At 44.4% G+C, this 23846-nt stretch carries 16 protein-coding genes; 14 read left to right on the plus strand and 2 right to left on the minus strand.

Going from position 1 to position 23846, the window contains the following annotated elements; genetic code table 11:
* Positions 1 to 58 precede the first annotated feature (58 nt).
* On the plus strand, positions 59 to 2134 hold the full coding sequence (locus SWP_RS21510) for a winged helix-turn-helix domain-containing protein (RefSeq protein ID WP_044556167.1): 2076 nt from the start codon (positions 59 to 61) through the stop codon (positions 2132 to 2134).
* A gap of 8 nt (positions 2135 to 2142) precedes the next feature.
* On the opposite strand, the gene SWP_RS21515 is transcribed toward SWP_RS21510, so the two are convergent.
* Positions 2143 to 2697: a hypothetical protein gene (locus SWP_RS21515; protein ID WP_020914802.1), complete on the minus strand. Its 555-nt coding sequence runs from the start codon at positions 2695 to 2697 to the stop codon at positions 2143 to 2145.
* Positions 2698 to 3041: 344 nt separating this feature from the next.
* On the opposite strand from SWP_RS21515, the gene SWP_RS21520 reads away from it, so the two are divergent.
* The 8 genes from SWP_RS21520 (at position 3042) to SWP_RS21545 (ending at position 15028) form a co-directional block, all read left to right on the plus strand.
* Complete coding sequence (locus SWP_RS21520; RefSeq protein WP_020914803.1) at positions 3042 to 7235, plus strand: collagenase; 4194 nt, start codon at positions 3042 to 3044, stop codon at positions 7233 to 7235.
* Positions 7236 to 8338: 1103 nt separating this feature from the next.
* Positions 8339 to 8779: a Mor transcription activator family protein gene (locus SWP_RS21525; RefSeq protein WP_020914804.1), complete on the plus strand. Its 441-nt coding sequence runs from the start codon at positions 8339 to 8341 to the stop codon at positions 8777 to 8779.
* Between the two features lie 113 nt (positions 8780 to 8892).
* A complete protein-coding gene (locus SWP_RS21530) occupies positions 8893 to 11160 on the plus strand; it encodes a S8 family serine peptidase (protein WP_020914805.1) in 2268 nt (755 codons plus the stop codon).
* A 122-nt stretch (positions 11161 to 11282) separates the two neighbouring features.
* Positions 11283 to 11441 (plus strand): hypothetical protein, encoded by a 159-nt coding sequence (locus SWP_RS24285; protein ID WP_020914807.1) that lies wholly within the window; start codon positions 11283 to 11285, stop codon positions 11439 to 11441.
* A gap of 70 nt (positions 11442 to 11511) precedes the next feature.
* Positions 11512 to 11646 carry a hypothetical protein gene (locus SWP_RS24680; RefSeq protein ID WP_020914808.1) on the plus strand — a complete coding sequence of 45 codons (135 nt, stop codon included), beginning with the start codon at positions 11512 to 11514 and terminating at the stop codon, positions 11644 to 11646.
* 60 nt (positions 11647 to 11706) lie between these two features.
* Positions 11707 to 13704 (plus strand): prolyl oligopeptidase family serine peptidase, encoded by a 1998-nt coding sequence (locus SWP_RS21535; protein ID WP_020914809.1) that lies wholly within the window; start codon positions 11707 to 11709, stop codon positions 13702 to 13704.
* A gap of 71 nt (positions 13705 to 13775) precedes the next feature.
* The gene (locus tag SWP_RS21540; protein WP_020914810.1) at positions 13776 to 14219 is read left to right on the plus strand and encodes a hypothetical protein; all 444 of its coding nucleotides are present in this window, start codon (positions 13776 to 13778) and stop codon (positions 14217 to 14219) included.
* 344 nt (positions 14220 to 14563) lie between these two features.
* Positions 14564 to 15028, plus strand: coding sequence for a hypothetical protein (locus SWP_RS21545; RefSeq protein ID WP_044556169.1), 465 nt, complete (start codon positions 14564 to 14566; stop codon positions 15026 to 15028).
* Positions 15029 to 15216: 188 nt separating this feature from the next.
* Here SWP_RS21545 and greB read toward each other — a convergent pair whose 3' ends face one another.
* A complete protein-coding gene (gene greB / locus SWP_RS21550) occupies positions 15217 to 15699 on the minus strand; it encodes a transcription elongation factor GreB (RefSeq protein WP_020914812.1) in 483 nt (160 codons plus the stop codon).
* 354 nt (positions 15700 to 16053) lie between these two features.
* On the opposite strand from greB, the gene ompR reads away from it, so the two are divergent.
* From ompR to SWP_RS21575, 5 genes are all read left to right on the plus strand, one after another.
* A complete protein-coding gene (gene ompR, locus SWP_RS21555) occupies positions 16054 to 16779 on the plus strand; it encodes an osmolarity response regulator transcription factor OmpR (protein ID WP_020914814.1) in 726 nt (241 codons plus the stop codon).
* A 3-nt stretch (positions 16780 to 16782) separates the two neighbouring features.
* Positions 16783 to 18099: a two-component system sensor histidine kinase EnvZ gene (gene envZ, locus SWP_RS21560; protein WP_044556170.1), complete on the plus strand. Its 1317-nt coding sequence runs from the start codon at positions 16783 to 16785 to the stop codon at positions 18097 to 18099.
* A 128-nt stretch (positions 18100 to 18227) separates the two neighbouring features.
* Positions 18228 to 19472, plus strand: coding sequence for an HlyD family secretion protein (locus SWP_RS21565; protein ID WP_044556171.1), 1245 nt, complete (start codon positions 18228 to 18230; stop codon positions 19470 to 19472).
* 25 nt (positions 19473 to 19497) lie between these two features.
* Positions 19498 to 21633: a peptidase domain-containing ABC transporter gene (locus SWP_RS21570; RefSeq protein ID WP_020914818.1), complete on the plus strand. Its 2136-nt coding sequence runs from the start codon at positions 19498 to 19500 to the stop codon at positions 21631 to 21633.
* A gap of 178 nt (positions 21634 to 21811) precedes the next feature.
* Positions 21812 to 23755, plus strand: a complete 1944-nt coding sequence (locus tag SWP_RS21575; protein WP_044556172.1) for a methyl-accepting chemotaxis protein — start codon at positions 21812 to 21814, stop codon at positions 23753 to 23755.
* The last annotated feature ends 91 nt before the right edge of the window (positions 23756 to 23846 follow it).

The raw sequence follows: 23846 nt of genomic DNA on the forward strand, positions 1-23846 counted from the left end.
AGTACCCTTGCTTTAACTCCCTTATACTGCTGATAAAACCGACAAAAAAATCAGACTAATGACCGATAACCTGCCCGATTACTTTTCGATTAACGCTTGGAAAATTGATTGCCAGCGAAATCTAGCGTGGCTAGGTGATGAAAAGGTGTTGGTAGAACCTAAAGCAATGATGGTGTTGCAATACCTTGCATCGAGGCCTGGAGAAACGGTCAGCAGACAAGTGTTGTTTGAAGAGTTCTGGCCCAAGCAAGTGGTTACCGAAGATGCTCTCAACAGAGTGATGTCCTCTTTAAGACGATTATTTAAAGATAATGCCAGTAACCCTGAATATATCGCCACCATACGTAAAGTGGGTTACAAATTAGTTGCTGATGTCACAGTGCTTAATGCGCTTACCACTGAGCAGCAAGCTACGCTGCAAAACGAACCAGCGCTAATCCAAGCGACAGTTGCCAACGAGGAGCGCCAAATTATCGGCGTAATGCGATGGCTCGCCTACCTAGTGATAGCCTCTGTGTTTATCTTTGGCTGGCGCTACCTTCAGCATGATAAGCAACAACTGGCGCCAGCTAATATTCAGCGTCTCACTCATGACAAGGCGATAAACATCATGCCTACACAGTCGCATCAAGGTGATTCATTTGTCTATATCGCAGCAGAGCAAGGCGCGGTCGATCAATTGATGCTGCGTGAGAAAACGCAAACATTCCCAAAACGTCTAGGCAGTACTAGTAGTTACTCCTACCCGGTATTCTCACCTAACGATAAGCGTATAGCCGCAATTGCGCAGCAGCCTAACCAACAGTTTGCCATCGAGATTTTTACTGCCGATAACCGGCAATCGCAATCCGTTATCCCCCTAGAGGCGGTAAGTCATGGTTTAAGCTGGCATCCGACAGCGAATATGCTCGCTTACAGCCAACCGACCAGTCCAAATGGCAACCACTCAATCCAATTATGGGATCAAGATAAGCATCAAGCGACAACACTAACCGAGGCAATTCCAGGTGCCCACGACACTAAACCAATCTTCTCCCCATCAGGTGACAGACTAGTATTTCAACGGCAAATTGCCTTCAAGGAACATGCTATCTTCAGCTCAGACTTAGCAGGCAACAGTCACAAGGTGTCTCATTATTTTAGCGACATCTTAGGTGTCAGCTGGCTTAACGACGAGCAGCTATTAGTCTCACTCAACAAAGGGCTATTTACTCTTTCACTCAGTGGTGAAATAGCCCCTTGGAGCTCCACTGAAGTGGTTGGCGCACAAGATATTGACCACCACCCGCAGCAAGCGAGCAGTCTTTTTTCAAAACGTACTCGTCGTCATCAAAACCTAATTTACGATTTTACCAGCCAACCGAGTCGCTTTGCGTTAACGCGATCAGATGCCGATGATTACGCCGCCAATATTAGCCCTGATACCAAGCATTTTGCCTTTGTATCAGATCGCTCAGGACAAAAGAGCCTCTGGTTTAGAAGTAGCGATCAACTGACTCGTATTGAGGGCAGTGAATTCAGTGAGATTTTCGATATTAGTTGGTCAGCCGACAGTAGCCACTTTAGCGCAGTAGTCAAAGATCAGGGCCGTTATGGGCTATTGATTTACGCTGTTGCTAGCGCAAAACACCAGCTCCATTGGCAATCGACCCGTGCTATTAATGGTATTGGTTGGAAAACTGCACAGACACTGCTTTATTCTGAACTCAACAGAGATAATAAACAGATTAATTGGCAACTAAAAAGCCTCGATATAGCTAGCAGCGATATTATTAACATGGCTAAGTTTGATGTTTTTCAAGCGCGGCTAACCCCAAACAAGGATAAGCTACTTTTTATCGATGCTAATACGAGAGATTTATGGTCTTGGGACTGGCATTCCACGCCGCAAAAGCTAAATTCAGCGAGCAGATTAGATAGAAACTGGGACGTTAATCAGCAACAAATTCTTTGGATTGAACAAATTTCAGGAAAAACACAGCTAATGCGCTCAAACTTAGACTCTGCAATGATAACTGCAGAGCATGCTGAAGCACTGTCGTCGCTATATCGCCCTCAAGCCACACTCCACGGCCTTGCAGCCACAGAGGTAAAACAGCTACAAGCGGATATATGGCAGATCAACCAACTCTAGTTTAAGCGCTAATAAAATAGCCCGAGATCAAAGCTAATATCGGTACTCGTGGCAGATAGCTGATGCACAGCAACGGCTATCACATTTTTGCCCGGTTTCACTAGCCTTGCATCGAGTGGTACAGACAACCAAACATGCTCAATAAATGTGCCTGTAGCTTGGGCACTGACATGGTATTGCGCCGGCAAGTTGGCCCGATAGGCCTCTTGACCATTAATAAAGATAATTGCGCCATCATCCACCAGCAAGTTCAATGTTAATGGCTCGCTAGGCAGACTATCAACTATAAAGTAGTGCCGAAACAACTGTGCTATCGGTTTCGCGGTCGCCTGCTCACCGAATGAAGTTTCAGTCACCTCATCACCTTCGCCGTAGCCAAACTGTGCTTTGCCAACCGACCAGTTACTATCGTCAAAATCGACTGTATGCCATTGATAGTTTGGAGCTTTTGAACCATCGTAATAGCGCCACTCGCTGCCAATATTAACCAGTGGTGATACCTCTGCCGCCATCGATTGCCAAGTACCGAACAGCATTAAAAATAGCACGACTCTTAACATCATTACCTCTCCCTTAAAGACTGAAAACAACAATACTTATGCCATCCAACTAACAGCACAGTCCGCAAGCAACACTATCGAGTCACTGTTTTACCACAGTTGACCGCTGACCATTGCTGATTTTAGCTGATAGAAACTGATGGGCAAACAACCAACCACTTTAAATACAATGACTTATAAAAACCAAAGGAATGTTAACACATTGTATCAAAGTAGCCACGAGACTAATCTCTAATGCCATTCTACAAAACAGTAGAAGGTTAGTGCGACGCAACGCTTCGTTTTAGGTCAACACATCTATCGCAGATAGCGTAACGACAACACAATATAAAAATAAGAGACTTAATATGAAAAATTTTACTCGTAAGACATTATTGTCAGGGAGTTTACTTGCCGCTTTGCTGCCAAATATCGGCCATACGGCTGAGCATTGTGACGGCCCAACTGTTGCTAGACAAGGTGAGGTCGAAATCAATAAACCCCTTTGCATGACCGATAACACCTTATACCTGCATTTCAACGTCCCCTATGAAAATAGTGATGTCACCATCACCGTATCTGGTGGAACCTTTTCAGGCACTGCCGATGCCGAGCTTTACCTTTACTCTGGAACCAACTGGAGTAGCGAAGCGCTTGAACTGCAAACGGATACACCAAACTCAAATGAAGAAAGCTTAAGTTTCACTTCAAAAGAGGGGAAGCGCTATTTCAAAATTCGCGGCAACATAGAGCAAACCAATTTATTAGTGTCTGTCAGCGGCGGTGATATCCCACCACCACCGCCTTTAGGTGATTATGTGGTCTACGACACAAATGTAGTTACATCTATACCGGCTGCAATTATTGCCAGTAAGGCTGGCTTTGATAGCTCAGTAACCACTATTTTGTCACTTTCATTTTCAGACTATGAAGCGATTGCCAGCAACGGCACCAATGTGATTAACCATGTCAGTGAGGCACTGCATTACTTGGCGAGCACAGATGATATTGCCGATGCAGATCTACTCAAACTACTCAATTTTGTGCTGGTATACGCCAAAGATGGCGAGCCACTCACAGCTGAACAAGCTCAAAGCCTAAGTATCGCCATGCAAGCCGTAGCAAAAATGTCAGGCTTTTTATCTACTGCAGTGCCTGCTGGTGATATTCAAGAGAGCTACACTGGCGCAATTAGTAACTTTAACAAAGGCGAAGGGGCTAAGTATTTTGCCGAACAACTCCCGCATATAATGGCACTAGTACAGTTCCAGTCTCTGCTCAGTAACCCCTTTGCCAACGACAATTATATCGATGCCACAACTTATACCATTAGAGCGCTAGGTGCAGCGGCTTACTATGGTGACACTCCAGTAAAAACCGCGCTCAATGCCAGAATGACCGAAGTTTTGTCGGTAATGCGCTCACACATTTATCTAGGCGAAACCGCATTCGATGCTCGCTATAGCGATGCCGATGACATTCTTTGGTTAGTGCCAACGGCACTCAAATCGCTGGCACGGATCTATAACATTGCTCATGATGAAGCGAAACAACGGATCGATAGCCTTATCATCGAGCTCCACGCCAAACTTGCCAGTGAGGTCGACAGCGAGGCAGTGGGCATTTTAGTTAATTATGAGTTTTTGGAGGCGGTTAATCGGAGTTGCGGCACAAGCGATCCACTTGCAAGCTATTGTGTCACCTCTGAAGATGTATTGTCGGTAGTGCACCAATGTAGCACTGACTACACGCTGCATATGCAGGCATCCGCCACCACAGAGCAACTCAACCGCTCTTGCTCTGAGATCAGCGAACACGAAGTCCATTTCCATCAGTTTTTTGGCACTCAAGGTACACCGCTACCAAATGATGATAACCAAAGCCTAGATATATACGCATTCTCAAGCCCCGATGATTATAAAAAATATGCTGGTGCGTTTTTTGGGATCAGCACCTCAAACGGTGGGATCTATCTAGAGGGCGATCCCGCTAAGCCAGATGATAACTCCATCTTCATCGCCATGGTGTGTGATGACGATTGGGTCGGTAACTCTTGTGACTACTCCGGCCAGATCTACAATTTAAAACATGAGTTTACCCATTACCTAGACGGCCGTTACAACCGTTTTGACGAGTACAAGTACTACAAGTATGACATCGCTTGGGTAGAAGGCATGGCGGAGTATCTTTCTCAAGGCAACAACTACCCGCGCACCTTGCATAATGTAAAAGGTAAAACCATACCGCCGCTATACAACATCATGTTGATGCGCGACAGTTATGACGACCTGTATCAATGGGCTTATTTTGCGATGCACTACCTGGCCAATGAGCACAAAGCTGAAGTTAATTTGCTAGCAGAAGCCCTGCGTGCAGGTGATACTGACGCCTATGAAGCGACCATCAAAGCCGTCGTTACGCGCACAGAAGCGGGCTTCATCGATTATGTATTAGCTCACTCAGAAGCTGTTGCTCCAAAGCCTGAAATCATTCCTACCGCCAACGAAATAGGCTCGTGCGATTTGCAGCAGCAATATGTATCAGAAGATGATGCCATACTTGCTGAAGTGACTGTCACCAACACTACCGACACCCCAATATCACTATTTTGGATAAAAAATACTACGGGTGACTATATTGGTAGCAAGAACTACCGCACGCTCAATCAGGGCGATAGCTTTACCTCTTCAGGCTGGCGTGCCAACGACCGCATGCTGCTGTCAGATGCCAACCTCAACTGCGTAGGCATCGCAGTGATGACTCAAGCCAGCAATTACTTCACCATTGAGCCAAGTTTAGTTGAGAATGTGGTTGCTGAAACCATTCCAAAGCAAGACCAGTTCGGTAGCTGTGAACTGGTCAACCGTCATATCAAAGACAAGGATGCCACAGGGGCGTTCAGCGTAACCAACACCACTGACTACCCTGTATCGATCGTACGTATCGACGACATTACAGGCAAGCCGCTATACAGCAGTAATTATGGCGTACTTAATCAAGGGGAAAGCTACTCCTCACCTAGCTGGTATGGCAATCGCCGCTTTATGGCGGCCGATGCACGCTTAAATTGTATCGCCGTCGGGGTGTTAAACAACGAAAACGCTGATTACACCATTGACGAAACCACCATAGCTGAAGCCGCTGAGCTAGAGGGTTTACCAGAGCCGAACACCATCGGTAGCTGCGATTTGATTGAAAAGCACTACATTGATGAGGTGGGTTACCCGCTATCAATTGTCAATGACAGTGACACACCGGTGCGTATCTACCGAGTATTGAACGAAACAGGTGAGGTCAACTTCGACAAAATCTACGCCACACTGCAACCCGGCGAAGAATATGCCAAAGAAGCCAAATACGCTTGGTATGGTAAACGCCGAGCAGTAATAGCCACTGAAACCAAGCAGTGTCTAGGAGTGGCGATTTTCTCACAGCCTGACAGCATCAATAGCTTCAGCGTGAGCCAAGACCTTATCGATAATGCCCCACAACCAGCGGACAGCGATGGCGACGGAGTGATCGACAGCGAAGATGCCTTCCCTCACGACCCAAGCGAATCGGTAGATAGCGACAGTGACGGTGTGGGCGATAATCGCGATGCTTTCCCCCATGACGCCACTGAAACAACCGATAGCGATAACGATGGCACCGGTGACAATAGTGACGCATTCCCAAGCGATCCGAATGAAACAAAAGATAGCGACAATGACGGTATTGGCGATAACGCAGACACTACGCCAAACGGCGTCGAGTACTGCATGCAAAGTGCCGACAAACAAAGCTATGAATGGATCACAGGGGTAGCCATCGCCAATATCAACCATAGTTCAGGTAAAGAGCTGGGCGGTTACAGTGACTTCACTCAGCAAGTCATCAACTTAGATGCAGGCAGCAACCAAGCCATTACGCTGACGACCAATAATGACTCGGATAGCGAATACTGGTATGTCTGGATCGACTTTAACCAAGATGGTGATTTTGATGATAGCAATGAGCTAGTCGTTTCAGATCGCACCTCTGCCAACACACTTGATAGCAGCATCAACGTGCCTGCAACCGCTAGCGGTAAGACACGTATGCGTGTCGCACTCAGCTACCGCAGCATCGATGGCGCCTGCAATACTATAAGTTATGGCGAAGTAGAAGACTACAGCGTGCAAATCAGTACCGACGATGACGCTAGCGAACCGACAGAGCCAACGCCAAGCACGGTACCCGACGCCTGCGCCACCCAATCACCGCGTGACCGTGGACGCTTAAATGGCGGCGAAGCAGTGTGTTTAGCCGATGACAACTCAATCAACTTCAGCATCCCAGATGTTGATAGTCACCGCAGCATCGCCATCACCACCGCTCACGGTAAAGGTGATATTTCGCTTAACTACAACCATGGTTCTTGGTCAAATAGCGCCAATAGTGATGGCAGTTCAGCAAACCCTAACAGCAGCCAAGAGTGTATCTACATTCCCGCAGGTAATGACTACTGGGGTTATTTAGAGATCAGCGGCTCAACTGGTGGCAGCACGGTTATTCTCGAGTTTGACACTGAGGGTTGTCGCTAAACTCACTATGTGAATAACCAAGAAGATAACTGCAAGGCTATCTGCCAAAACAAAAGCCCAGTTCGATTGAACAGGGCTTTTTACATTCAAGCAAAACTTGCACGAATTTCCCCGCCAGTGGTATTGATTTATTACGCTACTATGCCGCTGTTCACGTTTATTCGGTTGCCAACAGCTCGATACGGTGCATTAGTCTCAGCGGTGTATATCGCTTGCAAAACAACCGCAGGCCCAACCAAACATACCATTTGCGTCGCCAAAGCCAGTTTTATGTCCAGAACAAGGGCGGGACTCTTTATCTCTAGCAGACGATAATATACCTGCCAGCGGCTAAGCAACCTTTAAGGACAAATGCCAAGATGTTAGTGCTCGCCAAATAGACAGCGCTGTTATTTAATAGTGTAAATGGACAAAACTAGAGGGTATAGGAGTATTTCTAGTGTCAGATATAACTGACAACAAATTCAATAAACTAAAGGACTAAACAATGACTAAGTCACTACTATTCACTGCTTATACATTAGCCACATTAGCAGTCGCCACAATACCTAATGTAGCTATCAACGTATAACAGGCGACCCACCCGTTTTACCAGGCACTGACACACTCTGCGGTAAAAATACTATCCCGCCATTATAATTCAATATGTTACTGGAGTCGTGAACCAATATATATTGCAGATATCGCGCTAGGCGTGAACTTGAAGAGTGCTCATGAAGATGATGGATTATACGCTTAACTATGCTCAAATGGAGCGACTAAATCAGGCTAGTTCCGAATTCCATTCCTTAACAAGCTCTTTTTACAGTGCTTTACCCAAAAAACTTAAGATAAGTAAAATTACTCGTAAAAAGGCGTCATCGTAAAACGTTAGTAGTTTAGCGTATACTTAACTATTAGCGCTGATACTTTTAACTTATTTTCTTTTTGGATTTAGAAATTGCATGAACGCTTTTCATATCTGCGACTCATGTTCAGCGCTCAGTAAGTCTACTCTGCCTAGATACTCACTCCCTAAGCTGTTCCCATTGGAAATCCTTCCTCTTATAAAACCAGCAACTTAACTGTTTTAGTAATGGTTTATTATGTAAAAGGAATTATATATGTCTCATATTATTGAGCGGAGCCTCATTAAAAAAGCACTGCCTTTTATCGATACAGCAGCTTTACCTAATCAGTTACAAGATTTAATCCAACTCCTAGGACTCGACGACACTTACGACCTACTAGAACATTTAGGCGGAAGAGTGATCTATATTGCAAAAGATCCCAATCGCACCAAGCTCAGCCAATCTGTACCAACTCCCATACTAGCACAACTTTCATATTGCTACGGCGGCTCTACCATAGAGTTTCCTAAGCAAGATCACTTCTACCGATTGATCCGTAATGAAGTTATACAAAATGAGATAGAGGCTGGCAGCCCTCGAAAATCGCTCGCCAATAAGTACAACCTTACCGTTCGACAGATCAGCAATATCAAAAGCAGTGGCGGCAATACTAGACGAGCAGAGCTGCAAAAAATATTAGCCACTTGCATCTAACGACTAGCATCAAAGGGTAATGCTTCCTATTACGCAGCCTAAACTAATACTTTAACTTTGAGCCTAACTTACAACACTGGCTCAAAATAGTCCGCAACACTGGAGAACTAAAAATGCTTAAAAACAATAGATTAACACCAAAGCCAGCCATAGATAATCTAGATGATTTGTGGGAGAGAACCTTGGGGGATCCTGTTGTAAAGATCGCAATTTTAGATGGCCCCACTAACTTAAACCATGCCTGTTTAACTGACTCGAATAGCCGTTATATCTCTCAACGACCTTCATCCTCGATTCAATCATCTCACGGTACTTTCATTACTAGCTTAATTGCAGCTAAGCACAGTAGTGAAGTGAAAGGCATCGCCCCAGCATGCTCTTTCTTGCTACATGATATTTATCAAGAAAAGCCAGATGGGTCTCTTTACAGCTGTTCACAATCAGACATTGCAGCAGGGATCCACAACGCACTAGAGAATGGTGCCAACATTATCAATATCAGCGGTGGCGAACCGATTGGTAGTGATGTTGAGATGATGCCACGCCTCGTTAATGCATTACAAATGTGTGAACAACAAGGCGTTTTGGTGGTTGCCGCTACGGGTAATGAAGGTGACGCACGATTACATGTGCCAGCACGTTTCCCAACAGTGTTAGCAGTAGGCTCCATAGACCTTCAAGGTTTACCTTCTGGCTTTAGCAATTGGACTGCAGCAGATCGTTTACATGGGATCACCACTATTGGTGAAAACATTCACGGCGCTATCAATCAAGCAGAGCAGTTAGTCGGCAAAATGAGTGGTACTAGCTTTTCTACCGCTCTTGTTTCTGGTGTTGCCGCCCTGTTGGCCAGCTGTCAACAGCAGCCTAGAGATATGCTGCAAATACGGGATTGGATCCTTAGTTGCGCAACGCCATGCCTCCAAAATGAAGGCATTAATTGCAACCGTATTCTCGCCGGAAGATTGAATATAAAAAGTATCTTAACTCAATTTCAAGACATGCTTTTACCTGTAGCAAAAGATATTTCGAGCAAGCAAGTACACAACGTCACCCCTTCTAACTCAATACAAAAGGTAACCATTATGAACCAAGAGAACTCTTCTGCTCCCCAATCAACGCACGTTACTGCGAGTGCTGCAGATGCCAATACAGAAGCAGCAACGGATGCAGTATCTGCAAGTGCGATAGATTCTACTGCAGTCGATAACGCATCTACTACGGTATCTGCAAGTGCGGCTTCTACAAGCCAAGTTGAGCCATCAGAATCTGCACAATGCGCCTGCCCAACTGCCGTAGCGCCAAGTTCAGTATCTCCCTCAGCCTCCAGCTTCAACCCATCAAATAACCAAGGTAATACGCCCACATTTGAAAATTGCCAACTTGTCTCAGCCATCGGTCAACCCGCCTATAACTTTGGCACTGAAGCGAACCAAGATATTTTCAAAGCGGCAATTTCAGCGTGGCATGACAACCTGCCGGCTGAGCTTAAGTCTCTATTTCCTAACACTGCCTTCTCCGAATTGACAATGTCGGCATTCTTACTTTGGAAGGTCAACGGCAGCTTAGTTAACGGATTCTATAGCAGCCAGTTGGTTTGGATTCTCAGTATGAATGCAACGCCTGTTTACAGCATTACTCCAGGTCTAGTGCCTTTTAACGATGCCATTTATCTGTCGATGGCTGAATTTCTTGGTGAGAATGTAGGCTTAGATATCTCTGACTACACCCAGTTGACGAACAATATCTCAATGTTTAGCAGTTTAGCTGGCACTAAGAGCGGTTGTGAAAACCAAAAGAAACAAGAGCGACTCATTAGTTGCCTGCAAAGCAAGTTCGATAACTTCCAAGACAACAAAAATGATGTGATGCGCATGTCTTTGCCCGGCTACATATCTGGCCAAACCAAGCTATTAAATGGCAACGCTATTCAATCTGTGACCCCTGTTGCCTACGGCATAAATAACTGGACAATTGACGCGCTAGTTAGCACTCTGCCGCCCGAGTATTCAGGAAGTCCTGAATACCGGGAGCAATTAATAAGCTTACTTAACCGCCTTTATATTAACACCATTAACCGTGGTCAAACTCCTGATGACAGAGCGCTAAACTACGCAATTTACAACATTATTGCTGTAGCCCAAATCGTCCGAGATGCGGCCAAAACCGACATGCAATTTACGACTTACAAGGTCACTCCTTCTAAAATTGCCCGTCAGCACTCAGAGATGCGCGATGTGCAACTAACCTTCTTCAACCCTGCAAACACTACGCAAGCGTCGACGACTTACGCCCTCACAGTGGATGTCAGTGCGATCACGCCGATTATTGTTGGCAGCATCGAGCAATGGCAAGCACCGATTAGTGTTGCATCGCTATAACCAGTTTTATTGGGCGCGGCTCTCAGCGCCTGAATAAACGGCACGTCAGCTGTCGTGACTTTTGGGATACCCCAATGCTGATAACTTTTACACTTTAATTCATCATTAAAAAGGAATTCAAAATGAAATTACCAACTCAATCTCAACCAATCGAACGTACAACTTACACATCTCACGGTGCAGGCGTTGGCGCAGAAGCCTGTAGCTTCTGGAGTTCACTGGCGAGTGGTGCGTTAAGCGCCGCTAAAGTTGTAGGCCCTGCAATACTCGGCGCGCTTTAAGCCTTTTAGCAGCAATAGCTAAGCTTGCTAGTTATTGCTGCTTTCCTGCCCATTTACATAAGGACATCTCATGAAGTTACCAACACAATCACAGCCCATTGAACGTACCACGTATCAATCTTCAGCTGCTGGTATGGGGGCTAATGCTTCTCTAGCTCTTACACCTATGCTAGCTCAAACTCTTTACCCTTACATGAATCTTTAAGCCACTTGATGACGGCCTTATCCCTTTAATACGCCGTCATCTAAACCATCTTGGATTAATATGAACAACATTTATCATATTGAGTTACAGCACTGGCTGGAAGATAGCAGTCTAACTGTAACAAAAGAGTTTATTGCTGAAGCCAATAAAGCAAGTGCCCGAGCTCTAGCAAACCTGCAACCATTAACAGATCTCATCGCCACTGAGATTACAGGTCGCTTGGAAATGGATCGTCATATGCCTGCGTATAGCCAAGGCGAATTCAGTTACTCACTGCGTGATGTTGTCGGCCAAGAAAAACCACTTTTTTATAGGACATATAAGGATGGGACAACAACACTTATTTTTGATGAAAATAGTGAACCGATGGCGTTACTTCCTACTGATTGTAGTCAGTTGCTTGTGCACCGATTGGATTGTGATCCTAGCCAGTCTTATTTGCCTATTGCTCTCGATCCTTTAGGAAACGAGCGCTTTATCCTAAATTTGAAAAATATGTTTACTGGCCTGTATTTTCCTATCAATTTGGAAGTTGACGCCATTGCTCCGCAATTAGCCTGGTTAGATAGTACTCGCTTTGTATACATAGCTTTAGATCATCGTAACCGTCCGTTCCAAGCATGGTTATATCACTTAGATTTACAGCAAAGCGAGCTTCTATATGAGGAATTTAACCAGCGTATAAGCCTAAGTGTGCGTCGCTCAGAAAGTGGCCAGTTTATTTTTTTGACCGCCACCGAATTGCAGAAAAGTAGCGTTGTGTACCATACCCATTGTGAGGCAGCTAACCCCAAATTTGCTTTATTACGACCCGGGAAAGAGCTACAACAAGATCAACTTTATCATCAAGGAGAATACTTTTACTTAATCAGTAACCACCAAGGTGAAAATTATGGGTTATATCGTACAAAGGTAAAAGACACTCTGTGCCTATCTTGGGATTGCCTTATACCACCATCAGCGACAAAGCAGCTGGTCAGGTTACAAGTTTTTGCTAAACATTTAGTGCTCTATACACGTGAAGAACAGTTCATCACCATTTCAGTGATATCGCCTCAAGGCAAACCTATTTCAACCATTCCTATGCCTGAAGCGCATTATGTCATTAGCCGCGCTGAGAATCGTGATTTTGAGAGTAACTGCTTACGTTTTAACTACAGCTCATTGCTTCGGCCACACACCTTATATGAATTTAATTTTACGACACAGCAGTTAAGTCATATCGATCAGATAACAGTTAACGGTTATTGTCCTGAGGAGTATTGCTGCGAGTACCTAGATGTTTGCAATCAAGGAGTAAAAGTTCCCGTTTCTTTGGTCTATAAAAAGTCACTACTACGCGAGCAAGGTAACCCAATGTTGCTCTACACCTACGGTGCATACGGTTACTGTTTTCCAGATGAATTTACCTCAACACGTTTAAGCTTGCTCGACAGAGGTTTTATCTACGCAATAGCACATGTCCGCGGTGGAGGGGAGCGTGGCCCTCAGTGGCACGATAAAGGTAAAGGGTTACACAAAAAAAACAGCATTGAGGATCTAATATGCTGCGCTGAGTTTCTCTGTGAAAAAAACTATACCAGTGCAGAGCAGCTCGCATTGATGGGGGAAAGCGCCGGTGGCTTAGTTGTGTGTGCGGCAATCAACCAGCATCCAGCCATTTGCAAAGCGGTAGTGGCAATAAATCCATTTGTTGACGTAATTGATACGCTTAGCAATGAAGCCTTACCAGGAACTAGCGAGGAGTGGTGCGAATGGGGGGATCCACACGATCCTCAAATGGCGGAGTACATAGCAAGCTACGACCCAATCAAAAATATTCGAAAGGTAAGTGACTACCCAGATATGCTGCTGAGTTGCGCTATGCACGATGCTCAAGTCCCTTATTGGGAAGCATGTAAATATTACCTACAACACCAAAATCAGTACACCAATGCCGAAATCATCTTAACAATCAATACTGGTGGCCATCAAAACAGTTCAGCCCGTTATAGCAACATCAATACCCTAGCGACGCAGTATTCCTACCTTATTAACAAGCTCAGTGGACCGGAGTGAAAACCTAGCATTTTGTTTTTTTAATCTTACATACCAAGCGCAACTTACTCGTGACAAGAAAAGGAGTTCCCATGCGACACAATATTTTCCATATAACAATGAGTAATATCGGTAAAGAAGCTATCCATGTTGGCGGACCTGATTTTAGTCGTGTTTCCACCCCTGTTTACCGAGAGCACAAACCTGCAGGGCATCCAATTGTGGTGTTGATAGAGCACGATGTTCCTGTCAATGACACGCGGCAGTTCTGGATGAATTTTTCTGGGAGCAATGATGGCACACCCGATCTCGGCGACCTATTTGTTGAATGCCAGTACAGCCAAGGCACCCAGCAAGTAATTGATAACTGTTATAGCCTCAGATTATTTGCGATGTTAGAGCGCACCCCTTTTGGCGAAGATGTTCATCTAGAGGTCAACCTCAAATCACAAAGCACATTTGAGCTGAACTGTGATGAAACCAATATTGTTTATTTGGAAGTGAGCTTTTACAGCGCAGGATTAGTGTACTTGTAAGCTTTCAATAAGAAGCACCAATGAATTGAGAAGCAACTCAATAATCAGTAATTAACATAACTTAAAGGAGTGATACCAATTGCATTAAAAGTTTGCCCATTCAGCGGGAATTCAAAACGCTGTAGGCAAGTAGTGGGATTTGAGCTAATAGTTATTCTATATCCAAATCCTATAATGAAGCATACAACGTTTTGAAACCCGCACTTCGTGAGCCCCTCAGTCTTTCCACTTCTGCTTTGCATTGTCTTAAAAGGGAATAACCATTTCTTTACCAAAGCGCTTTGATTTGAAAAGGCTGAGAGGGCTCTGAACTGGTCAAATACTTAATGCAATTGGTATTAAAGATGGCTGAAATTAAGGATAATGGACTTGGGCGACTAAAAGTGACGCTTAAAGATCCTGATGATGGTAGAGAGTTTTACATTCAGTTGGGGAATACAGGAGAGCTTGTTCCTGCTGCTGACGCGACCATTTTTACGGCAAGAAAATACAGAGGCCAAAGTGCTAAGGATTTGCCTGATGCTTTCTACTTTAGAGTAACGAATAGCGACTTTTATTTAGATCAAGGTTTAGCTAATGGGATTCTATACCGTAACAAGCCATTCATCAGTACAGATTTATCAATGATCTGGGCTTGGCGACTTACCGGAGGAGAGCTGGAAGCCGTTGCCGTTGCAGATAAATATGGTCTTCAAAAATTGTGCACTTTCTCTATTCCAAATATAGAAGTACCCGCTATACGGTGCTTGTTTACTCAGAATCTTGCTGTAAATGAGCAAATAGCAAACGTTGAGTGGGAAGTAGTATAAGTACAAATAAAGGTATATGAGGTTAACTTCATATACCTTTATTTAAGGATGGTAAGCAGTACAGTCATCCCGCTATAGGCCTGAGAGATACAAATACCAGCCTCAGCACATTTCCCCGTTCAAGCCCAATGTTGAACCAGGAAATCTGGTGACAACATACTAATTTTTTTACCTTACAGTCACAGCACTTACTCATCAAACCCTTGATAGGAGATGCGGTTGATATACCAAACTTGCTCACCCGCCGGAGTATGAATGACAGCTTCGTCATCAACCTCTTTTTTCAAAAGCCCCCGCGCCATGGGAGAATCAATGGAGATGTAATCATTGCGACCAAAAATCTCATCGTAACCGACAATTTTAAAGCTGCGCTTTTCACCATCATCATTCTCGATTTCAACCCAAGCACCAAAAAACACCTTGCCCTCTTGCGCAGGGGAGTAATCAACAACCTGTACATTTTCGATAGTTTTACGCAGATAGCGTACTCTACGGTCTATTTCACGTAGTTTCTTCTTGTTGAAGGTATAGTCAGCGTTTTCGCTTCGATCTCCTAAACTAGCAGCCCAACTGACAATCTTGGTGATTTCAGGTCGATGCTCTCGCCAAAGGTAATTCAGCTCTTTTTGTAATTTGTCGAAACCTTCACGGGTGACGATATTAGTTCTCATACGGGCTACTTTTTAGAAGAAAATGATAATCTGTGGCCAAAAATCATAGCATATTTCAACCCCATCACTGCATTTTGGCGCTAGGGAAAATATGCTTTTCAGCTGACACTGCGGCAAATAACACTTTGTTCAATTTAGTTACAATTTACAAATAGCGTTAGAATGATGATTATTACAATACTTTTCAATAACCTAATCATGAAACAACTACTCATTTATGACGTTAAAGGTCGCTTTTACTCATTAGCAGCTAGTCATCAACATATTAAAACGGCTATATTAAGCTAATTCATATTCAATATCAGCCAGTTGCCTAATATCTACTTGGCCTCCTAGCAAAAAAGGATCCTACGCATGGGACAAGAAACCTCAAAAATTCTCGTGGTCGACGATGATATGAGGCTACGCGCCTTATTGGAGCGTTACTTGATGGAGCAAGGTTATCAAGTCCGCAGTGCAGCGAATGCCGAACAGATGGATCGCTTATTGGAGCGTGAAAACTTCCATCTATTAGTATTGGATTTAATGCTACCTGGTGAGGATGGTCTTTCAATATGCCGCCGACTACGCCAAGTCGGTAACCCGATCCCAATTGTTATGCTGACGGCTAAAGGTGATGAAGTCGATAGAATTATCGGTCTTGAACTCGGTGCCGATGATTACCTGCCAAAACCGTTTAATCCGCGAGAACTACTGGCGCGAATTAAAGCGGTAATGCGCCGCCAAACACCTGAAGTGCCTGGTGCGCCAACACAGCAGGAAGAGGAGATCACCTTCGGTGAATTCTCTCTTAATCTAGCCACTCGCGAAATGCATCATGGCGAAGAAGCTATTGCGCTCACGAGCGGCGAATTTGCAGTATTAAAAGTACTTGTTAGCCACCCTCGCGAACCTCTATCACGTGATAAGTTAATGAACCTTGCCCGTGGTCGTGACTACTCCGCATTAGAACGTTCTATCGATGTGCAAGTTTCACGTCTGCGCCGCTTGATTGAAGTCGATGCTGCTAATCCGCGTTATATTCAAACTGTTTGGGGCCTAGGCTATGTGTTTGTACCTGATGGCGCTTCACGAAAGTAATATATGAAAAAGAGATGGTGGCACCGCGTAACGCCCCGCAGTTCTTTCAGTCAAACTGTGATGTTAATTGGCTGTCTGCTGCTGACCAACCAGCTGGTGTCTTATCTCTCGGTGGCGGTTTATTTTATTAAGCCCAGCTACCAGCAAATTAACCAACTTATTGCTCGCCAAGTAAAATTGCTTTTTGTTGACGGTGTGGATGTTGGCCGTGAGCACCTGACCATGGTCGATGCGCTTAACGCCAAAGTACGCGATGATGCGATGCAATTTTATAATCAAAAAGATGCACGCCAAGCAGGTATCGAGCGGGCAACTTATTATGGTTTTCTGTCGTCACAGATGTCTGAATATTTGGGCGGTGAAGCTGAAGTGCGTATTGCACAAGGCGAAGAGTTTGAAATTTGGATCCGCCCACCGCAAGCCCCTTCAATATGGATTAAAGTGCCACTTGCTGGGTTGAACGAGAAAAACCTCTCGCCATTGACCCTCTATTTAATGGTGATTGGTGCACTTAGTGTTGCTGGCGGTTGGTGGTTTGCCCGTCAGCAAAATCGGCCTCTAAGACGTTTACAAAAAGCAGCGACTGCGGTGTCTCGCGGTGACTACCCAGATCCCCTGCCCTTGAGTGGCTCGACTGAAATTGTCGAAGTGACTAATACCTTTAATCAGATGTCTCACGGCATGAAACAGTTAGAGCAAGATAGAGCCTTGCTAATGGCAGGGATTTCCCACGACTTAAGAACCCCTTTGACTCGAATTCGATTAGCATCAGAGATGATGGTCGAAGAGGATCAATACCTTAAAGATGGCATCGTGCATGACATTGAAGATATGGACGCCATTATTAATCAGTTCATCTCTTACATCCGCCAAGATCAAGAGGGAACTCGAGAACCAGAGCAGATCAATGAGCTGATCAATGATGTGATCCAAGCAGAGTCCAACCGTGAAGGCATTATTGAGTCCGATCTCAGTGATTGCCCAGCAGTTCCCATGCAGGGAATCGCCATTAAACGGATCTTGAGCAATTTAGTCGAAAACGCCTACCGCTATGGTAATGGCTGGGTAAAAATAAGCTCGCAATATAATGGAAAAGTGCTTGGCTTTAGCGTTGAAGATAACGGCCCAGGCATTGATGAAAAGCAGATCCCAAAACTGTTTGAGCCCTTTACTCAAGGCGACACGGCCCGTGGCAGTGTTGGCTCTGGTTTAGGCTTAGCAATTATTAAGCGGATTGTTGATCGCCACCAAGGCAAAGTCATTCTCACTAATCGTAGTGAAGGCGGACTACATGCCCAGGTATGGCTACCACTAGAGTAAATAAACGCGCGACCTTATTGCGTGACCTCAAATTAGTTTCACTTTCGATATCATTTTCCCTGAGCTAGTATCAATCGCCTTAGATTAATTGAACACTATCTAACGCAAGTTCAGCGATTCGGAATGACATGGAACAGTTATTTAGACAAGAAGTCATACAACATAAAGTAAACCGCTTAGATGGCACTGTAAGCCTGATTCAGCCAGCAGCTTTTAAATGGTTAACCCTTTTGCTGGTCACTATTATTATTGTTAGCGTGATCTTTCTCGCCAGTGGTCAATACAGCAAAAAGGAGCGCGTTGTTGGGGTTGTGCAACCCGATAGCGGCCTACTAAAACTCACTTCGCCACAAGCTGGTGTCATAAAAACACTGCTGGTTGCTGAAGGTCAGCATGTGGAGCAGGGCGAACCGATTTTACGGGTAGAGTCGCTAAAACACGGTGCCAATGGATTTGAATTAAATCACTCCCGCATCAGCCAGTATCAGTTTCAAATCAATATGCTCAACCTGCAAATAAACAAGCAACACTCACAAAATACCCTACAGATCCAAGAGTTAACCCATAGCAAAACAAGTATCACAGCCAAGCTTAAAGAGCTTGAACGGCAAAATAAGATTATAAATCAAAGAATTGAAATCAATAATAATGTCTCAGAACAGATGGCTACGCTTGCCAAGCAAGGTTACACCTCAAAGCTAGATCTCAATCGACAGATAGATACGTCGTTAACCATTGAGCAGCAGAGTTCAAGCACTCAGTCACAAAAACTCACGCTGACTAACGAGCTAAATCAAATCAGCAATCAATTATCACAGCTACCGATAGAGCATGCCAAAATTCTCGATCAACTGCAAAATCAACTCACTGAAGTACAGCTTAATCTAGCGATTGTGAAGCAAGAGTCATTAGCTGAACTTCGAGCCCCAATGAGTGGTAGTGTCACCGGCATCCTAACTAAAGTTGGCAAATCAGTTAATGCACAGCAGTTTTTGCTCAGCGTGTTACCTGAAAACAGCAAGATGCAAGCGGTGCTATTTATCCCCACCTCAGCGTTTGGTTTCATCGAAATAGGCCAACAAGTTCGATTGCGCTATCACGCGTTTCCCTACGAAAAGTTCGGCATTTTTGATGGAGAAATCATTGAAGTGAGCGCTAATGTAATCTTACCAGAAGAGACTGAGTTGCCAGGTGTCATTCAAACGCCCTCTTATCGAGTTGTGGTCAGCCTCGCCGATCAAGCCATACTCGCATACGGCAAAGAAACTCCATTGCGGGCCGATATGATGCTAGATGCGGATATCATCGTGGAGCAACGCTCACTGTTAGCTTGGCTATTTGACCCCATTTTCAGCCTGCATGGCAAACTTTAAAAACTCGATCGATAGGACCGCTAACATGGACGATATAGTAGAAGACTCGGCAAATAAATTGAGTTTTTGGAACCGTAAAAAGCTACCGATGATCCGCCAGTCTGAAGCTACCGAATGCGGCCTTGCATGCTTAACCATGATTGCGGGTTATTACGGCCATGTCTCGCAGCTGAATGAAATGCGGCAACGGTTTCAACTCTCTTTAGAAGGCGCAACGCTGCTGGACATTATGCAGTTTGCCGAGCAAATGGCATTGACAACTCGGCCACTGAAAATAGAGCTTGAAGATCTGCCCTCTCTAGACACCCCATGTATACTGCACTGGGATCTCAACCATTTTGTGGTATTAAAATCAGTCAGTAAGAGTCATATTGTTATCCATGACCCGGCATCTGGCGTCAAAAAAGTCTCTATTGAAGAGGCCTCTAAACGCTTCACAGGTATTGCACTAGAGCTAAGGCCTACTAAAGAGTTTGAACAAAAAGAGCCAGCCCCAAGCCTTAAGTTTTCAGATTTTTGGAGCAAAATCATTGGCCTTAAAAGCTCATTGATTTTGATATTCTCACTGTCACTGCTGTTGCAGTGTTTCGCGCTAATCGCTCCCTACTATATTCAGCTTGTTATCGATGACGTTATTATCAGTAAAGACACCTCTTTATTGATTGTATTAGCCGCTGGTTTTTTCATGGTGTTATTATTTGAAATTGCGACCAATGCACTACGGGGCCTTGCTTTATTGCATTTTGGCAATTTGATGAACATTCAGCTAGGCGCCAACTTGTTCCACCATTTGATCCGCTTACCACTGCAGTATTACGAAAAGCGTCATATGGGGGATGTAGTGAGCAGGTTTGGCTCACTGCAACAGGTAAAAGAGCTGTTAACCACAGGTGTGGTTGAGTCCATCATTGATGGCATAATGGCCATTCTAACGCTGTTTATGATTTTCTATTACAGCCCTAAACTATCAGCCATCGTACTTATTGCGGTCGCGCTATATGCGATCATTCGCATCGCGATGTACCAACCCTACCGGGCCATATCAGAACAAGAGATCATCGCCAGAGCCGAAGAAAATAGCAATTTCATGGAGTCCGTACGGGCTATTCAAACAATTAAATTGTTTGGCTCTGAAGCCAAACGCGAAGGCCAGTGGCAAAACCGTTATGCCGCAGCTATTAACCAAAATATTCGCTTGGGTAACTTTACAATTTCCTTTAGCGCCATCAACCGTTTCCTGTTTGGCTGTGAAAATATACTGGTGGTTTATGTGGCGGCTACATTGGTCATTCAAGGCGGTTTTAGTACCGGTATGTTGTTCGCATTTATGGCCTATAAAAGCCAGTTTATGAGCAAGACTCAAAACCTCATCGACAAATTGATCCAATTCAAAATGCTCAGCCTACACCTAGAGCGCATCGCAGATATCGCTTTAGAGCAAAAAGAGGTTTTGAGTGACCAACAAGTTGCAAGTGACATAAAAGGCGCTATAAGCCTTAAAAACCTCTACTTTAAATACAGCGATGCCACCCCAGATGTACTGATTGATGTCAATCTGGACATAAAAGCCGGTGAATCAGTCGCGATTACAGGCCCCTCTGGTTGCGGCAAGTCAACCTTGCTTAAAGTCATGTTAGGCTTAGACTCCCCCTATAAAGGCGAGGTGTTAGTCGACGGCGTGCCCCTAGGCCAAATAGGCCATAGACACTATCGTCAGCAAATAGCAGCTGTTATGCAAAATGACGAGTTACTATCAGGTAGTGTCGCCGATAACATCGCTTTCTTTGATGATAAAGTCGATATGGAACGTTTAGTTTATTGCGCTGATCTCGCAGCAATCCATGATGATATTAGCAACATGCCGATGGGATACCACAGTTTGATTGGCGATATGGGCTCTAGTTTATCTGGCGGCCAAAAGCAGCGGATCATCTTAGCAAGAGCGCTGTATAAGCAGCCGAAAATTCTCTTTATGGATGAAGCTACCAGCCACTTAGATACTGCACTAGAAAGCGATATAAACCGTGCCATTAAACAGATGAAAATCACCCGTGTGATTATTGCCCATCGCAAAGAAACCATTGCCTCGGCCGATAGGGAGATCAAACTGAAAAGTACAGATTTGAAACGAACATTGGTAAGAGATGAAGGCTTAAAGTAACAATCCAGAACTAATAAACAAAGGAATGTCACAGCTCCCCCCCTTAAGCTCACTAAAATAAATAATTTTTAAGTTCATGTTAAAGAACAATGTTTTTCTAATTAGCTGTTTCTCTGTAATTTTTTTGTAATCTAAGTGACATATTCTAACGCCATCTTTTTAGATGTCGGTCAACGGAATGAAAATCTCAACCCTGTCACTCTCTGCATCTGCAGTATTATTATTCATTGCAGCATTACTCGCAGGGGTCGTGTTTTGGAGTAGTGAAGAGCGGCAATTTATTGAACAACAAACATCAGGATTACAACAGATCCAAAAAACGTTTCTGGTAGAGATAAGGCGAGAACTTGATAGCTACCTGTCCAGTGGTGATGCCAGTAAACTTGAACAAGCAAAGCTCAATCTAGCCGACATTCAAGCCGATATAACTCAACAAAAAAGTGTCGAAGTCCTTCCCCTGCAAGCTGCGATTAGCAGTTTTGTGCTAGCACTTGATAATGACTATCGCGCCGCAGGTAAACTTGCCGGTAATCCACGGCAACTGCTCGCCCATGCAGAATCAGAGATGCTCGATTATAATCGACGCCTTGCCGATTACGCTTTCCAAGGCTTGCAGCAACAACCAGATCTTGCCAATAAATACCTAGCACTAACTCGAGAGCTTCCTCCGTTAGTTTATGGCTTATCTCAAGTCACTGATGGTTACTTAATCGGCAAAGAACAGCGGCTAAAATCAATGTTAGACAGCCTAATTACAGAGCTTAATGTTTGGCATGATACCCTCGATACCTTACCACTTATTGGCATCTATGAAACTGTGGAGGTAGATGAATTTGCACTCGGCGATGATGAGGGCGAAGAGATAGAGATCGGCGGTAATGCTCGTAGTGAACTACTGAGCCTAAGTAACCGCTATAACAAAGAGGTCAATAACACTCACTCGCTGCTCATTGATAACCAGCGCACTCAACAAGCAATGACCCAAGACATCGCTAATATAGAGCAGCTTTTACTCGCATTAGGTCTAGAACAACAGGCACATAATCAGCAGTTAAAGCAAGAACTCAGCATGGCAATATATATCATGGTTTCAGTACTGATAGTGTTCGCGATCGGTTATTTGGTACTGCAACAGCGCCGAGTGATAAAACCGCTAAAGCATCTTAACCGTGCCTTTCACAAACTAAGCGAATCAAACAGTCGCGAGCGACTTGCGATACAGCGCCGCTGTGAAACGGGCCAGATTGCTGGCCACTTTAATCAACTTCTACATCGATTTGAAGAAGAGGATGAGGTTCAAAGAGAGCAAATAACCCAGGTTTCGCAATCTCTAAGCTTGCTGGTTGAGCGTATTTCACATATTTCAGCAAGTACAGGACAAACTCAAAAGATTGTGCTCACAGCCCAAGATCAAACTGAGCATATTCGTTTATTGGCACAGGATGTTAGCCAAACATCTGAACAAGTAGAAAAAAGTGCACAACAGACAATGCAACAGATGCAGCTTAGCCAGCAAGAAGCGCAAGCAGTACTGGATGCGACGGAAGAATCGCAAACTGCTGTATCTCATTGTCATCAGTCTCTTTCGAGCTTAACGACCTCCGTCTCTGATGTATCAAGGATCATTGATGTCATTAGTAACATTGCCGAACAAACCAACCTATTAGCACTTAATGCTGCCATTGAAGCCGCAAGGGCGGGAGAACAAGGCCGTGGCTTTGCAGTGGTTGCAGATGAAGTTCGAAACCTTTCACAACGAACGCAAATATCGCTAAAAGAGATCATGCAGATCCTCAATCAGCTCACTCAAGCCAACACCGATCTAGATACCCGAGTGCAAGGGATTGAAGAGACAACATTACTGCAAAAACAGCGTGCTCAAAGCCTTTGGCAAGTTGCACAAAGTGTGCAATCGCAAGCAAGTGAAATGGCAAGCACAGCCAAGCAGGGATCAAATAGTACTCTAGAGCAGGTAAGTTACCTCGATGATTTTATTACAGCGATGAATAGCCTTAAAAACCACGCCCAAGCCGCGTCACAACAAAGTGAAGAGATAGCAAAGGAAGTTGAACTCAGCGTTGAAAATATAGAGGTCAGTCTAGGAATTAGGGCAAGCATTTAATAAAAGGTACATTTCTTGGTAACCTTTCTATAAAAACCCAGCTAAAATGAACTTACTTTCAATAGCATATTGCTGGATTTAACTATTATAG

It is taken from the genome of Shewanella piezotolerans WP3 (assembly GCF_000014885.1).
Classification (GTDB): Bacteria; Pseudomonadota; Gammaproteobacteria; order Enterobacterales; family Shewanellaceae; genus Shewanella; species Shewanella piezotolerans.